Source organism: Mycolicibacterium septicum DSM 44393, from assembly GCF_000455325.1.
In the GTDB taxonomy this organism is placed as follows: domain Bacteria; phylum Actinomycetota; class Actinomycetes; order Mycobacteriales; family Mycobacteriaceae; genus Mycobacterium; species Mycobacterium septicum.
Window position 1 is genome coordinate 307,704 of record NZ_HG322951.1, and the last position, 13,821, is coordinate 321,524.

General features: G+C 67.5%; 17 protein-coding genes. 4 read left to right on the top strand and 13 right to left on the bottom strand.

Annotated features, from left to right (window positions below; all coding sequences use genetic code 11):
- Positions 1–44 precede the first annotated feature (44 nt).
- Genes TX88_RS01510 through TX88_RS01520 form a run of 3 tightly spaced genes read left to right on the top strand, consistent with a single transcriptional unit; the run spans position 45 to position 1,547 of the window.
- On the top strand, positions 45–314 hold the full coding sequence (locus TX88_RS01510) for a hypothetical protein (RefSeq protein WP_044514121.1): 270 nt from the start codon (positions 45–47) through the stop codon (positions 312–314).
- 9 nt (positions 315–323) lie between these two features.
- On the top strand, positions 324–1,085 hold the full coding sequence (locus TX88_RS01515) for an alpha/beta hydrolase family protein (protein WP_044514123.1): 762 nt from the start codon (positions 324–326) through the stop codon (positions 1,083–1,085).
- 9 nt (positions 1,086–1,094) lie between these two features.
- Entirely contained in the window at positions 1,095–1,547 is a 453-nt protein-coding gene (locus tag TX88_RS01520; protein WP_044514125.1) for a 6,7-dimethyl-8-ribityllumazine synthase, read from the top strand.
- On the opposite strand, the gene TX88_RS01525 is transcribed toward TX88_RS01520, so the two are convergent.
- The 3 genes from TX88_RS01525 to TX88_RS01535 all read right to left on the bottom strand — a co-directional run bounded on the left by TX88_RS01525 (position 1,544) and on the right by TX88_RS01535 (position 5,458).
- The gene (locus TX88_RS01525; RefSeq protein ID WP_044514126.1) at positions 1,544–2,905 is read right to left on the bottom strand and encodes an FAD-dependent oxidoreductase; all 1,362 of its coding nucleotides are present in this window, start codon (positions 2,903–2,905) and stop codon (positions 1,544–1,546) included. The two genes, TX88_RS01520 and TX88_RS01525, sit on opposite strands and share 4 nt — an antisense overlap.
- Positions 2,906–2,983: 78 nt before the next feature.
- Positions 2,984–3,901 (bottom strand): alpha/beta hydrolase, encoded by a 918-nt coding sequence (locus tag TX88_RS01530; RefSeq protein WP_044518989.1) that lies wholly within the window; start codon positions 3,899–3,901, stop codon positions 2,984–2,986.
- 24 nt (positions 3,902–3,925) lie between these two features.
- Positions 3,926–5,458: a PPE domain-containing protein gene (locus tag TX88_RS01535; protein WP_044514129.1), complete on the bottom strand. Its 1,533-nt coding sequence runs from the start codon at positions 5,456–5,458 to the stop codon at positions 3,926–3,928.
- 75 nt (positions 5,459–5,533) lie between these two features.
- Here TX88_RS01535 and TX88_RS01540 point away from each other — a divergent pair, with 75 nt between their 5' ends.
- On the top strand, positions 5,534–6,154 hold the full coding sequence (locus tag TX88_RS01540) for a TetR/AcrR family transcriptional regulator (RefSeq protein WP_044514130.1): 621 nt from the start codon (positions 5,534–5,536) through the stop codon (positions 6,152–6,154).
- Here TX88_RS01540 and TX88_RS01545 read toward each other — a convergent pair.
- From TX88_RS01545 to TX88_RS01590, 10 genes are all read right to left on the bottom strand, one after another.
- Positions 6,133–6,555 carry a hypothetical protein gene (locus TX88_RS01545; RefSeq protein WP_044514132.1) on the bottom strand — a complete coding sequence of 141 codons (423 nt, stop codon included), beginning with the start codon at positions 6,553–6,555 and terminating at the stop codon, positions 6,133–6,135. The two genes, TX88_RS01540 and TX88_RS01545, sit on opposite strands and share 22 nt — an antisense overlap.
- Before the next feature lie 74 nt (positions 6,556–6,629).
- Positions 6,630–7,169 carry a hypothetical protein gene (locus tag TX88_RS01550; protein WP_044514134.1) on the bottom strand — a complete coding sequence of 180 codons (540 nt, stop codon included), beginning with the start codon at positions 7,167–7,169 and terminating at the stop codon, positions 6,630–6,632.
- Between the two features lie 40 nt (positions 7,170–7,209).
- Positions 7,210–8,460, bottom strand: a complete 1,251-nt coding sequence (locus TX88_RS01555; RefSeq protein WP_044514136.1) for a cytochrome P450 — start codon at positions 8,458–8,460, stop codon at positions 7,210–7,212.
- A 9-nt stretch (positions 8,461–8,469) separates the two neighbouring features.
- On the bottom strand, positions 8,470–8,901 hold the full coding sequence (locus tag TX88_RS01560; protein ID WP_044514138.1) for a hypothetical protein: 432 nt from the start codon (positions 8,899–8,901) through the stop codon (positions 8,470–8,472).
- Positions 8,902–8,920: 19 nt separating this feature from the next.
- Positions 8,921–9,616, bottom strand: coding sequence for a hypothetical protein (locus TX88_RS01565; protein WP_044514140.1), 696 nt, complete (start codon positions 9,614–9,616; stop codon positions 8,921–8,923).
- A complete protein-coding gene (locus TX88_RS35510; RefSeq protein WP_036430807.1) occupies positions 9,613–9,741 on the bottom strand; it encodes a hypothetical protein in 129 nt (42 codons plus the stop codon). Before TX88_RS35510 ends, TX88_RS01565 begins: the two co-directional genes overlap by 4 nt.
- Positions 9,741–10,550 (bottom strand): CbbQ/NirQ/NorQ/GpvN family protein, encoded by an 810-nt coding sequence (locus TX88_RS01575; protein ID WP_044514144.1) that lies wholly within the window; start codon positions 10,548–10,550, stop codon positions 9,741–9,743. The genes TX88_RS35510 and TX88_RS01575 overlap by 1 nt, the downstream gene beginning before the upstream one ends.
- 16 nt (positions 10,551–10,566) lie before the next feature.
- Complete coding sequence (locus TX88_RS01580; RefSeq protein ID WP_209446943.1) at positions 10,567–12,090, bottom strand: nitric oxide reductase activation protein NorD; 1,524 nt, start codon at positions 12,088–12,090, stop codon at positions 10,567–10,569.
- Between the two features lie 154 nt (positions 12,091–12,244).
- The gene (locus tag TX88_RS01585; protein WP_044514146.1) at positions 12,245–12,964 is read right to left on the bottom strand and encodes a hypothetical protein; all 720 of its coding nucleotides are present in this window, start codon (positions 12,962–12,964) and stop codon (positions 12,245–12,247) included.
- A gap of 80 nt (positions 12,965–13,044) precedes the next feature.
- Complete coding sequence (locus TX88_RS01590; protein WP_044514148.1) at positions 13,045–13,644, bottom strand: TetR/AcrR family transcriptional regulator; 600 nt, start codon at positions 13,642–13,644, stop codon at positions 13,045–13,047.
- Positions 13,645–13,821: the final 177 nt, after the last annotated feature.

Sequence of the window (13,821 nt, forward strand, 5' to 3'; positions counted from 1 at the left end):
CAAAACGGGATCGTGGCGCTCGACCCCGCGAGAATGGTCGGGACATGACCGTTTCACTGACGCAGACCGACGTGTACACGGCGCTCGGAATACCGCAGAGCGACTGGCCTCAGATGTCCCGCTGGGCAGGCGCCCAGTTGGATGCCCGCTCCCGCGACGCGCTCGACGCCTACATCGATGTCCTCATCGCCGACCGGTGCAGGCGCGTCGGCGACGATCTGCTGTCGCGGCTGATCCTGTACGGGTTGGGCGGCGTCGAGCTGGATGCCGACGAGCTCCGTGGCATCGTCGCGGCGTTGCTCGCACCGTGGTAAACCACCGGCATGGCTGAACGTGTGACCTTCCCCAGTTCGACGGGTCCGATGCTGGCGGGTGTCATCGACCTGCCCGACGGGCCGATCCGCGGCTGGGGCGTCTTCTCACACGGGTTCACCCTCGGCAAGGACTCTCCGGCGGCTTCGCGCATCTGCAAACAGCTGGCCAGCGACGGCATCGGGATGCTGCGCTACGACGCGCTGGGCCTGGGCGGGTCCGAGGGCGACTGGGGTGACGGCTCGTTCACCCACAAGACCGACGACATCGTCGAAGCCTGCAAGTTCATGTCCGAGCGCGGGACGCCGGCCGAGATCCTGATCGGGCATTCATGGGGTGGTTCGGCAGTGATCGCCGCGGCCCGGCGATCCCCCGGAGTGCGGGCCGTGGTGACCGTGGGTGCGCCGTTCGACGTAGGACACGTCGAGCATCAGTACGACGCATGCCTGGACCAGGTGTTCGCCGAGGGCAGCGGCCAGTGGATGGTCGGGGGGAAGACTCTGACGCTCAAGCGGTCGTTCGTCGAAGATGTCCGGGCCGCCGAGCTGCGCGACAAGATCGAGGCCCTCAAGATGCCGTTGCTCATCCTGCACTCCCCCACCGACAACACCGTGGGCATCAAGAACGCCAGCGACATCTTCTGGGCCGCCCGCCATCCGCGCAGCTTCGTCTCCCTGGAAGGTTCCGAGCACCTACTGACCGGGCCCGGGCAGGCGAAACGCGCCGGACGGATCATCGGCGCCTGGGCGGACGCCTACCTCGGCGTGCGATAGCGTCGCTACATGTCTGACGCAGCCACTCAGATCGCGTTCGTGCAAGCCACCTGGCATCGCAACATCGTCGACAAGGCCCGCGAGGGATTCACCGAGCAGATCCGCACCCACGGTTTCGACCCCGCGGCCCTCGAGTTCTTCGAGGTTCCCGGCGCCTTCGAGATTCCGCTCACCGCAAAGCGTCTGGCGCTCACCGGGCGTTACCGGGCGGTCGTCGCGGCCGGACTCGTGGTCGACGGCGGCATCTACCGCCACGACTTCGTGGCCACCGCGGTGATCGACGGACTGATGCGCGTGCAACTCGACACCGACGTGCCGGTGTTCTCGGTCGTGCTCACCCCGCACCATTTCCACGAGCACGACGAGCACGTCGACTACTTCACGAAGCACTTCGTCAAGAAGGGCGCCGAGGCGGCCAACGCCGTCGCGGCCACGCTGGCCGTGCACAGCTCGCTGGGCTAGTCACGCACGAGTGCGTCGCGGCCGGCCCGGACCATGTCCTCGCGCGGCACCACTTTCACGCGTTCACGGCCCTGCACCTCGCCCAGCGACACCTCGTGGGCGTCGAGGCGCTCCCACTCGGCCCAAGTGGTGTAGTCGACACCACCGGCCGCCAGATGCGCGAGTATCGCGTCGGGGTCGGCGGTTTCGGGGCCCCGCAGGCCCGGCAGGTCGTTGAGCAGGCTCGTGACGGTTTCGGCCGCGTCGGACTTGGTGTGCCCGATCAAGCCGATCGGCCCGCGTTTGATCCATCCCGTCACGTAGGCCGCATCGATCAGCCCGCCGTCGATGTCGAGCACCCGGCCCGCGTCGTTCGGCACCACCCCGGCGTGGTGATCGAACGGCAGGTTCGCCAGGTGGGTGGACAGGTAGCCGACGGCTCGGTACACGGCTTCGACCGGCCAATCGGTGAATTCTCCGGTCCCCCGGACGTTTCCGTCCCCGCAGAGCTCGGTTCGTTCGGTACGAAGCCCCTCGACCCGGTCGGTGCCCAGCACCGCCACGGGCGCCTGGCACAGGTGGAGATGGATCCGGTGCGGCGCGCCGGTCGGCTCACGCTGCAGGTACTTCATCATCGTGTCCACCACGAGCCGGGTCGACTTGCTCGTGTTGATGGCGTGCTGGCTGGCCTCGTCGATCTCGAAGCCCTCGGGATGCACGATGACGTCGACGCTCGGCGAGTGCGACAGCTCGCGGAACTCCATGGGGCTGAACTTGATCTGCGCAGGCCCGCGGCGGGCGAACACGTGGACGTCGGTGGCCTGATTGGCGGCAAGGCCCTGGTAGACGTTGCCGGGTATCTCGGTGCCGAGCTGCTCGTCGGCCGGCTTGGCGAGCATCCGGGCGACGTCGAGTGCGACGTTGCCCGCGCCGAGTACCGCGACGTGCTTCGCCGTGAGCGGCCAGGTGCGCGGCACTTCGGGATGCCCGTCGTACCAGGACACGAAGTCTGCCGCGCCGTAGCTGCCCGGCAGTTCGATGCCGGGGATCTCGAGGGCCCGGTCCGCCCGTGCCCCGGTGGAGAAGATCACCGCGTCGTAGTGACGACGCAGATCGGCCAGGGTCAGATCGGTCCCGTAGTGGACGTTGCCGATGAATCGCACGACGTTGTCGTCACGGGAGAGCACCCGGCGCAACGCCTTGATGATCTCCTTGATCCGCGGATGATCCGGGGCCACGCCGTAGCGCACGAGCCCGTAAGGCGCAGGCAGCCGGTCGAATACGTCGACGCGCGCGTGCTCGTACTCCTTGGTCAGGATGTCGGCGGCATAGATGCCTGCCGGGCCCGCGCCGATGACTGCTACCTGGATCTTCCTCATGACCGCCCTTACATATTTAGGTAAGGCAATCCTAAATACAGAGCGGTTTCCCGCAAGACCTCCCCAACGAGATCCGCGTCACGGTGCGGTAGCGCGGCGGACGTGCCCGGCGATGCGCTCGTAGACGCGCCGGGTGACGTCGGCCGCACTGCTCATGATGTTGTAGCCGTGATCGACCCCGGGCACCTCGTGATACTCGGCCAGGGCGCCCACCGCATCGAGCTTCTGCGCGTACTGCCACGCCTCGTCGCGCAGCCGGTCGTACTCGGCGGTGACGATCAGCGCCGGGGCGATCCCCTCGAGCCCGTCGGCGTTGGTCCCCCAGACCGGGGAGACCAGACGGTCGGTGCGCTGCGCACGATCAGGGACGTATGCGGTGTCGAACACCTCACCCATCCACGGCTTCAGCACCGCCTTGGCGCCGACCGGGGAATGTTTGTCCTTGGTGGCGGTGACCAGGTCCAGCGGTGGGTAGTGCAGCATCTGCAATGCGATCTTCGGCCCGCCGTTCGCTGTGCCGTTCTCCAAAGCCAGCCTCGCCGCGCCCGCGGACAGGCTGCCACCCGCGCTCTGGCCTCCGACGCACAGCCGGGTGCCGTCCCAGTCCCGCTCGGGCGCCGCGGCCCAACCGAGCACGTCATAGATCTGCTCCACCGGCGTGGGGAACCGGTGTCCCGGGGCCAACAGGTAATCGACGTTGACCACAACGACATTCGCGTGTTCGGCCAGGAACCGGCACCACGGGTCGTCCTGTTCGCGGTGCCCGACCACGAAACCCCCGCCGTGCACGTTCACGTACACCGCGGGCTTCTCCTCACCCGAGGGCGGGTGATACACCGTCGCGGCAACCTCACCATGACGGGTAGGTATCTGCACAAGCGTTGTGCGGCCGGGGATTTCGGGGAACCGGACGCCACGCATGGGCCCCGGTCTCACTCCGACCGAGAACAAACGGGCCAGGGCATCGGCCACAATCGGCGTGGACAGTATCGACACCGCTCCCACGCTACCAATGCGGAGTCATCCCTCGCGCCAGCTTCCGGGCAACAGCGGGTTGGTCGGACCGCCGCGAAGTGGATCGCTCTCCAGCGTCACCAGCCCCTCTGCATCGGCAACCCCGGCGTTGTGCCGTGTACCGGTGAATCCCCCTGCCGCACCCTGTTTTCCGGTGCCACGGTCGGATGCCTCGACGCGGGGCGCTGCGGTGACGGCAGGCCCGGCGTCGTCGTCCATGGTCATGAACTCGTCGCGGTAGCCGCGCTCCTTGAGATCCGCACCGCGGCGGCGCCGGGACCTACGCCTGGCCCGCTTGGCAGCCAGGGCCGCCGCCGAACTCGACGCGACGATGCCGGCGGCCGGCGCCTTTGCCCCGGTGCCCTCGGTGAGCGTGGGGCCGACCCCCTCGTCCGGGTCGAGTCCGGACACCGCGTACGGCACCGCCATGGTCGAGGTGACGCCCGGCGCCGCGGTGGCACCACCACCGGCCGCCGGGGCCGATCCGCCTGACGCGGCACCCGCGCCCGCCGCTGTGGTCGGCAGTGCGGCCAGCGGTTGAATGTTGTTGTGTTCGGCGCGAACCGGTGACTGCGCCGGTGTGTCGGCACCCGCGTCCGCGGGTGGGGCCTCGCCGGAGAGCGGCACCAGACCGACCAGACCGATCAGCCCCAGCGAGGCCGCCATCAGAAGCGGCGACGCGAGCAACAGCCCGTAGATCGTCCACCACAGCGGCCAGCCCCACACCAGGTTGTAGCTGACCAGGAAGAAGGTCGGCCCCCAAGTGATGAGTGCCTGCACCGGATTCGTCGCGAAGCCGGTGAGAAATGCCTGGATCATGGCTTCTGGGTTCTTGAGGAACTCGATGGTTTCCTGACCGCCCGGGGCGGTGGCGAGATAGTCCTCCAGGAACTGCCAGATCGTGTCGGCGATGTTCAGCGAGGTACCGGATTCGCCGGCTCGGGACTCGGCATCGGTCTGCGCCATCGCGGCCATCGCCGAACCGGTCTCGCCGGCTCCAGGGGCGACCACCATGGGTGCCGGCACAGTCTGCGGCACCGCCGCCAGGGCTGCCCCCGATACTGCCTGGTAGGTCGACATGGTGGTCGCGGCCTGGAGCCACATCCGGACGTAGTCCGCTTCGTTGACGGCGATCGGGATGGTGTTGATGCCGAAGAAATTGGTCGCCGACAGCACACCGTGGGCGACATGGTTGGCGGCCAACTCCCCCAGTGTCGGCATCGCGGCCAACGCTGTGGAGTAGGCGGCCGCCGCCGATTCGTGTTGGACAGCGGCCAGGCCGCTACTCACGCTCTGTGAGCTCAACCACGCGAGGTAGGGACCGTGTGCCGCGGCATAGCGCTCGGCGCTGGGCCCCTCCCATGCGCCGGCCTGCACGACACCGAGCACTGCGGTCAGCTCGGACGCCGCCGATGCGTACTCGGTCGCCAGGTCATGCCAGGCACCCGCGGCGACCAGCATCGATCCAGGCCCTGGACCACTGGCCAGCAGCGCGGAGTGCACCTCGGGCGGCGCGGCGAACCAGGTCGGTGCGGTCATCTGGCCACTCCTGGGACATTCGGACAATGGTTAACATGAATCGGGTTCATGTTATCTATGTGCGACGATTTGTAGGTGGTCACCCACAAGCCACTACGGCGACGACAGCCGGTGCAGGAGCGCAGCCGACGACGGGTCGAACGAATCCGGGCCGCAGCACTCGAGCTCCTCGAAACCCAGGGCGTAGACGCCGTCACCACCCGCGCCATCGCCCATCGGGCCGAAGTCCCGGTCGCGACGGTCTATCAGTTCTTCCCCAACCGCGACGCGATCCTGCAGGAGATCGTCGCCGACCACCTCGACCGGCGCGACGCCGAGGGCGCGGCCATCCTGGCCGCGCTGGCCCCCACCAGCCTGGCCGAGGTCGCCCACGGCATCTTCGAATTCCACTACGAGCACCTTCGCAACCACCCGCACCTGGTCAACCTGCACTACACCAGCCTGGCCAGCGGACTGCTGGCCGATCCGCGTGCGCGCCGGGCCGAGTTCGCCAACGCCCTGCACGCCGGGCTGATGCACTGGGGTCTGCTGCGCGAGGGCACCGACCCGCTGGTGACGATGGTTGCGGTGGAGATGGGTGATCGCCTGCTGGAGATGGCGTTCCACGCCGGCCCGGGACAAGACCGGGCGATCCTCACCGAGGGGGAACGGGCACTGACCCAGTATCTGCAGGCCTACGCCGCGCCGACCGCCTGATCGGCGGCCCGTTCCTGCTTGACCAGGGCGAATCGCGCGAGCGTGCCGACGAACCGATCGAGGTCGACGACCCGAGCACGCAGGCCCGGGCCCGGGACCCAGCACCCCCGGTGGCGTTCGAGCACCAGAGCTTCGACCGCCTCGGCGAATACCGCGGTCGCCGTCCCCGGGTTGGCCGCATCGCGCCAGCCCTCGACGATGTGCACCTGCAGCGGCCGACCGTCGAGCCTGCGCATCCGCACCGATGACGCCGTCACCGAGACGGCGACGGCGGTGGTCGAAAAGTCGCCGCCGATACCCACCTGGACGACGTCGTCGACGAGCGGAACCGTCAGGCAGATCGTTCCGGGTCTGAGGCGGTCCAGATCCGGCGCCGGCAGGGATGACGAGCATTCACGCATACCGTTAATGATTATCATTTTCATCGCTCGCGTTCAATGCCGCGAACGATCGCGCAGGTCAGCGAGCTGAGCGGTCAGCGACGGGCGCCGCCGCCACCGACTTCGGCCGCCAGCGGCGGCGGTAGCGGGGTCGTCGGTGTGGGCGCCGCTGTGGCCGGAGCGGGCGCCGCGCCCGGCGACTTCGGCGAGTCCGCTGCGGCGGGCGCTCCCGGACGGTGGAAGTCGATCATCGCCTCCTCGCGGATCACCTTCTCCCCCACGCTGAGCACGAGCGACTTCGGGGTCACCAGGTATTCGATCCCCGCGTTCTCGACGTGGAACGCACCGTCGTCGTTGCGCGTGGCCGGCACGATCAGCTTGGCGCCGTCGCGCAACCGCACACCGCGGTACTCGTACTTGCCGCCCGGCACCGAACAGATCGCCACGCGTGAGGCGTCGGTGCTGCCGAACAGCACTGTCGCGTCCGCACTGGCACACCGCGCCGTGGAATCGACATACCCCCGGGCATCACTGGCCGGGGCGGCCGTGGCCGATGGAATCCCTACCGCGAGCAACGAAATACCCGCCGTCACCGCAGCGGTGATACAGCGACGCGGGGACCAGGTACCAGACATCGGTTACCACTGAACCACGGCTTTGCTGCTCACACGAGCGTCAACCCCGAGAGACCACCGAATCGTTAGGTCCCCGCAACACAGTCGACCGCTCGCCCGCCGTGAACACGACCGGGATCCGGCGGTAGCCACGCGTCACGGAGTTGCCGTGGAACACTGCGGTGCCCTCGGGATCCAACGCGAGATCGGGCATCCGGGCGAGCACCTGCTCGAGTCCGACGGCGAACTCCAGGCGCGCCAGATTCGAGCCGAGGCACCGGTGCACACCTGCCCCGAAGCCGAGGTGCCGGTTCGCCGAGCGGTCCAGCACACAGCGATCCGGATCCGGGAACTGGTCGGCATCCCGGTTGGCCGCCGCGTAGTTGATCAGAACCGAGTCGCCAGGGCAGAACCGCTGCCCGCTCAACTCGGCGTCCTTGGCCACCGTGCGGGGCAGGCTGTGGATCGACCCCGCGAAGCGGATGAACTCCTCGACGGCCCTCGGCAGGATCTCGGGCTCGGCGATCAGCCGGTCGCGCTCGCCGGGGTGGGTGGCCAGGTAGTGGAATGCGAAAGACATTGCGCTGGCTGTAGTTTCCAGCCCGGCCTGGACCAGCAGAATCGCATTGGCGACGATGTCGTTGAACGGCAACGGTTCCCCGTCGATCTCGGCATGCAGTAGCACGTCGATCATGTCGTCGCGGGCAGGTGCGGTCGTCCGGGCCGACACCGCATCGTGCAGATGCTGATACAACCCGCCCCAGGCCAGCATGCGGGCCTGCTCGGTACCGCCGTTGAGCGCGGTGTCGACCAGCTCGATGCACAACGGGACATCGCCGACAGGCATGCCGAGCAGATATTTGAAGAACACAATGCCGGGCTGCTGCCAGGCGACCTGAGCCAGATCCCCCGAGCCGTGCTCGATGAAAGCATCGATCAGCTGGTCGGTTTCGGCCCGGATCTGCGGTGCGAGCGCCTTCATCCGGGCCGGAGAGAAGTACGGGTTGAGCACCTTTCGGAACTTCTGCTGTCGTGGCGGGTCGAGGGTGATCACCAGATCACCGCCGGCCTGCAGGGCACCCTCCGGGGTCGGATTGCTGGAGAAGTGCTGCCAGTCCTGCGCGATCTGGTAGCACTCGTCGTAACCGACCGCGACCCAGGCGCCGTCGGTCGGGAAGAACGGTGACTCGGTGCGCGCGATCGGCGCCTGCCGGCGCATCACCGAATACACCTCGTAGAGCAGGTCGTGATCGTTGAAGTCCTCGTGGCGCAGGTCCCAGTTGCGGGCATGCTCTTCAGGCGATTTGGGCACGGCCGGTCCCTACCCGGGCTGCTGTTCTTGAGCCTGGCGGGCCAGGCGTTCCTCGTGACGGCGCACCAGTTCGCGGAAGCCCAACCGGTCGTACTTCGGCGTCGGCTGGATACCCCACTCGTCGCGGGCGGTGTCCTTGCCCTCGGCACCCTCCGGAGGACCGAACATCGGGTATGGGTGCTTGCACTCGAGCGTGTCGTCGGAATAGCGGACCTTGAGCAGTTCGCTGCAGATCTCGGTCATGCTCAGGGTCGGGTAGCCGTAGTAGACGGCCATGAACGGCAACGTGAACGCGCCTTCGACGACCAGGGCGACCAGACACACCAGCACGGCCCGCTTGATCCATTTGTGCATGTTCGCGTAGTACGGGGTGGTGCCCGGCGGCAGATCCTGGGCCGGGTCTTGTTCTGTCTCAGTGCTTTCTGTGGGGCTCGACACAATGCGCTCCTTTCGAAGTTGTTCAGTCGGAGAAGATTTCGCGGTTGACCGTGTGTAGGTACGGGATCGCCAGGAACGGGGTGATGTAGAAGATGTCGTAGAGCCACCAGCCGATCACCGGGAAGATCACCCCGGCGTAGCGGACGTCGGCGAACATCGTCATGTTGAAGACGTAGACGCACCAGATGAGCACGCCCATCCAGCAGGTGACGATCATCCACTGGTGGCCCCAGCGCTTCATCTGCAGGAACCCGATGGCGGCGGCGCAACGCATCGCGAAGACCGTGATGATCATGCCGAAGACCATCGACTTCTCACCCGGCCCGGCCGAACCGCCGACCCACAGTTCGTTGTAATGCCAGAAGTAGCCGGCGTCGAACATGTTGCCCCAGCCGACCATCAGCACACGGTTGATCAGGGTGTGGTTGGCCACCAGGTCCAGCGCCCAGCCCAGGCTGTTGAGCGCGCCGTCGATCAGCACCAGGTAGCCGATCAGCGTGACGATCATCGGCCGCACCGACAATCCGTCGCGCTGGGCCTGGCGCTGCAGCCACACCCCGCGCATGAAGATCGGGAAGCCGATCAGCCCGGGAATCCACATGCCCATCAGCAGCGCCCCGACGATCATCCACTTGTCGGCCCGACGCTGAGCCAGCCGGGACTGCTCGTGATGATCTTCGAGCGACACCGAATCCGACTGGGCCAACGGCAGGTTCACAGATCCCACCACCCTCGGGCGAACGACATGTACAGCTGGATGCAGAACATCGCGAACAGGTAGCCGTAGATGACCACCTGCAGAACGATCAACGCCCGCTTCCGCTTTCGCTCCTGTTCGTTCATCAGACTTCCTTTCCTCGGTTCCGGGTCGTGCCGTCGAGCAAGCCCGCCGCCGCGATCTCGCGCAGCCCGTCGCTGATCGCGCCGTCGGTGCTCAGCGGTGCGAGCACGCAGGCCTGGGCGGCATCCAGTTCGGTGGCACCTTCGGCAACCAGTTGCGCCGCGGTGACCAGCACCCGTGTGGAGGGCGGCTCGAAATGGAAGGCGGCGTCCGCGCTGCGGATCGCCGTCGCGCAGGCCACCAGGCGCTGCGCGGTGTCACGGCCCACGCCGGTCTCCGCGACGATCACCTCGGCCTCCCGATCGGGCGGCAGGTAGGTCATCGGCAACGTGGCAAACCGTTGCCGGAAGGAGGGTTTCAGCTCCTTGAGGGAACTGCGATAGGCCGGGTTGTAGGAGCACACCAGCATGAAGGTCTCCGGTGCCCGCACCACCTCGCCGGCCCGGTCCAGGTAGAGCGCACGACGGTGGTCGGTGAGCGAATGCAGGATGGCCAGCGAATCGTGGCGGGCCTCGACCACCTCGTCGAGATAGCAGATGGCGCCGGCCTTGACCGCCCGGGTCAGTGGCCCGTCGGTCCAAACCACGTCGCCTCCGGTGACCATGAAACGGCCCACCAGATCCGAGCTGGTGAGGTCGTCGTGGCAGCTGATCGTCACCACCGGGCGCTGCAACAACGAACCCATGTGCTCGACCAGCCGGGTCTTGCCGCAGCCCGTCGGCCCGGTCAGCATCACCGGGATCCGGCGGGCGTACGCCTGCTCGAACAGCTGAATCTCGTTGCCGTTGGAGTAATAGACATCTGTGTTCACGGTGTTCCTTCCGTCCTCAGGCCGAAACCAGCTCGCGGTGCACGTGCGCCAGCACGCGCGGCAGCTCCTCCACCCGGCGGATCCGCTGGGACCGCCGTGGTCCGAACACCTCGGGCAACGGGTCGACGCGGGTCGGCCCGACGCCGACGTAGTACACGGCGACCCCGGCGTCATTGGCCTCCTCGACCGCATGCGCGGTGTCCGCCCAGGCGTAGCGGCCCTCATAGCCCTCATCGGAGATCAGGCCGTCGCCGATGACGATGAGCAGCCGCCGCTCCGAGGGTTGGGCCAGCAGGCGACTGGTCAGATGTCGCAGCGGCGCGCCCAGGCGGGTGTATCCCCCGGTGACCAGGCCGGCCGCACTCGGCGGGACGAACCGCCGGTCCTCGAAGTCCTTGAGGCACTGGACTTCCACCCGGTGACGGGTGTTCCCGGTGAACACGAAGATGCCGTGGCGTTCGCGAGCCTGGGTCATCGCCCGCGACAGCGCATCGGCGCAGGCCAGCTCGAGCCGGAAGATCCGGCCGCCGTGCACCCCCAGCGACGAGCTGCCGTCGAGCAGCAGCGCCGTGGACACGTCCCGGTTGCCGGGCAAGAGCTCCCGGAACACCCGGGGTTCGCCCGCCTCGCCGGTGGCCAGGTCGATGTGGTGGCGCACATAGGAATCCACGTCCAGATCGGATCCGTCCTCCAAACGGTCGGTCATCGCGCGGTGGGTGTGTTCGGCGAACCAGGCCCGCAGATCGGCCGACACCGGCGCCGACTGGCGGCCGCGCGGCGGCTTCGGATGCTCGACGACGGCGACGTGATCGCGCAGGAAGCTGTCGGTCCACGCGTTCCATTCCGGGTAGGGAATCCCGGGGCGGTGCTGCGGGGTGACGTCGAGGTCGTTGTCCTGTGGCCGGCTCGGCGGCGGGAGGTTGGGGTTGCGCACTCCGCCGTCCCCGCCGACCGGTACGGAATAGGGCCTGGGCATGCGCTTTTGGGTACTGGTCCACGGCATCCGGCCGAATCTGCGGCGCAGCCCGTCGGCCAGGCCGGCCGGCGCGGTGTGGGCCACGGGCAGCCGGCCCAGCAGCGGATCGACATCGAGGGACCTGTTGGTGCGCGCCAGCTCAACGGCCTGCTGCAGCATCTCGGTGGCCGGCGTATCGCCATCGGCGTGCGCCAGTTCCGGTAGGAGTCTTCGGATTTCGCCGACCAGCCCGGGCCACCGGGCGGTGATCCAGCCCAGCGCCACCCCGGCCTCAACCACGCTGAGGGCCCGGAGCTCCCGGCCGGACAGCTCACCCAGCCGGTACTCCAGGAGCCGCTCCTTCGACGGTGCGCACTGCAGTGCCACCCCGCAGGTCAACGAGCGTCGGGTCCAGGCGGGGACCCCGGCTGGGTAGGGCACGAGCACGAGGTCGAGCGCCGCGGTCAACCCGAAACCACGCTGCTCGCCGGTGACCAGCCGCACCCCGTCGCGCCGCCCGCCGCTCAGCGCGACGGCGGTCAGGGCACAGCTGCGTTCGACGGCGATCGCGTCGTGATCGGCCATCGAAGTCAGAAGGTTCCGATGTTGGAGAACATCCAGTACCAGAACCAGATGATCAGGGCGGTGCCGCCCCACGCGCCTATGTAGCGGCAGATTTCCCAGAACATGCGTTCTCCTTCGCGGTCATATTTCTGACTTCAGTCAATATTGGAAGGCCTCAATCGGTGAAGATCTCCCGGTTGACCGTGTGCAGGTACGGGATCGCCAGGAACGGGGTGATGTAGAAGATGTCGTAGAGCCACCAGCCGATCACCGGGAAGATCACCCCGGCGTAGCGGACGTCGGCGAACATCGTCATGTTGAAGACATAGCCGCACCAGATCACCACGCCCATCCAGCAGGTGACGATCATCCACTGCTGTCCCCAGCGCTTCATCTGCAGGAACCCGATGCCGGCGGCGATGCGCATGGTGAACACCGTGAGAATGAGGGCGACCTCCCAGGCCTTCTCCCCCGGACCACCCGCACCGCCCACCCAGAGCTCGTTGAAATGCCAGAAGTAGCCGGCGTCAAACATGTTGCCCCAGCCGGTCAAAAGGACCCTGGCCAGCAAGGAGTGGTTGCCGATCAGGTCCAGCGACCAACCCATCGCGTTGATCGCCGCATCGATGATGACGAGATAGCCGAGCAGCGTCACCATCATCGGCCGCACCGACAGACCGTCCCGCTGAGCCTGGCGGAGCAACCACACGCCGCGCAGGAAGACGGGCAGCCCGAAGATGCCGAGGACGGCGCTGCCGATCAGTAGCGATCCGGCGATCAGCCACTTGTCCGCCCGGCGCTGAGCCAGCCGGGACTGCTCGTCGTGGTCGTCGATCGACTGCGCGCGCACACCTGACGCGACCGTGCCGCGCGGTCTGATGGTCGGCAGATTCAAGGGTCCTCCTGCTAGCCGGTCCCGAACTGTTGACTGACTATAGTCAACGATTCGCCGGCTGGACAGGGACCCCGGCGGGTCTAGGGGGACAGGCTCCGCATGGTTCTGACCACGTAGTCGTCCAGCAGGGCGTCGCGGGTCGGCCAATCGTTGGTGGTGATCAGCAGCGCATAGAAACCGAGCAGGAAGAACACCGCGCTGTTCCACGGGTTGACGTCGGCGGCGACCTCACCCTGCTGCTGGGCCAGCTCGATCTCGCGGGCCACCCCGGAGATCACCGGGTGCTCCTGGCTGTCCGGGGCAGGAGGCCGGGTCTGTGAGAAATGCAGGGCCAGAAAGTCTTTGAACAACACCCCGCCCAGCCTGCGCTCCAGCCCGACCACCAGTCGCATGGCCTCGCGCAGCCCTTCCTCCAGGCTGTGCGGCTTCTTGAGGAACTGGGTGTACTGCTTGGCGATCCGTTCCTCCTCGCGCTGCTCCAGTTCCAGGAGCACGTGCTCCTTGGTGGGGAAATGGAAGAAGAACGTGCCGTGTGCAACGCCGGCGGCGGTCACGATCGCGCCCACGTCCGCTTCGGCCATCCCCGCGCGCTTGAACTCCGCGATCGCCGCACCCATCAACCGCTCACGCGTCTGCAGGCGCTTCGCCTCACGCGCAGACAACCCGTCTGCCACAGCCATTCCGTTCCTTCGCTCGGACCCGACTCCCCGAATCTAGCCCCTGGCCGCATCCCGCAGGATCTGTTGCAGCCGGTCCAGCGGATCGCCGGCTTCGGGGTCGAGCCGGTTGCGCGGCGGCGTGGTCGCCGCACCGGCCGGCCCCGGTGGCGGGGCCTGCGCTGCCGGGGCGGGGGCGGC

Bases quoted from the DNA above. Each gene is read 5' to 3' on its own strand.
- TX88_RS01580 (WP_209446943.1), bottom strand. From the start codon at position 12,090: ATGGCCGATCACGACGCGATCGCCGTCGAACGCAGCTGTGCCCTGACC.
- TX88_RS35510 (WP_036430807.1), bottom strand. From the start codon at position 9,741: ATGAACGAACAGGAGCGAAAGCGGAAGCGGGCGTTGATCGTTCTGCAG.
- TX88_RS01525 (WP_044514126.1), bottom strand. From the start codon at position 2,905: ATGAGGAAGATCCAGGTAGCAGTCATCGGCGCGGGCCCGGCAGGCATC.
- TX88_RS01535 (WP_044514129.1), bottom strand. From the start codon at position 5,458: ATGACCGCACCGACCTGGTTCGCCGCGCCGCCCGAGGTGCACTCCGCG.
- TX88_RS01515 (WP_044514123.1), top strand. From the start codon at position 324: ATGGCTGAACGTGTGACCTTCCCCAGTTCGACGGGTCCGATGCTGGCG.
- TX88_RS01590 (WP_044514148.1), bottom strand. From the start codon at position 13,644: ATGGCTGTGGCAGACGGGTTGTCTGCGCGTGAGGCGAAGCGCCTGCAG.
- TX88_RS01520 (WP_044514125.1), top strand. From the start codon at position 1,095: ATGTCTGACGCAGCCACTCAGATCGCGTTCGTGCAAGCCACCTGGCAT.
- TX88_RS01510 (WP_044514121.1), top strand. From the start codon at position 45: ATGACCGTTTCACTGACGCAGACCGACGTGTACACGGCGCTCGGAATA.
- TX88_RS01545 (WP_044514132.1), bottom strand. From the start codon at position 6,555: ATGCGTGAATGCTCGTCATCCCTGCCGGCGCCGGATCTGGACCGCCTC.
- TX88_RS01550 (WP_044514134.1), bottom strand. From the start codon at position 7,169: ATGTCTGGTACCTGGTCCCCGCGTCGCTGTATCACCGCTGCGGTGACG.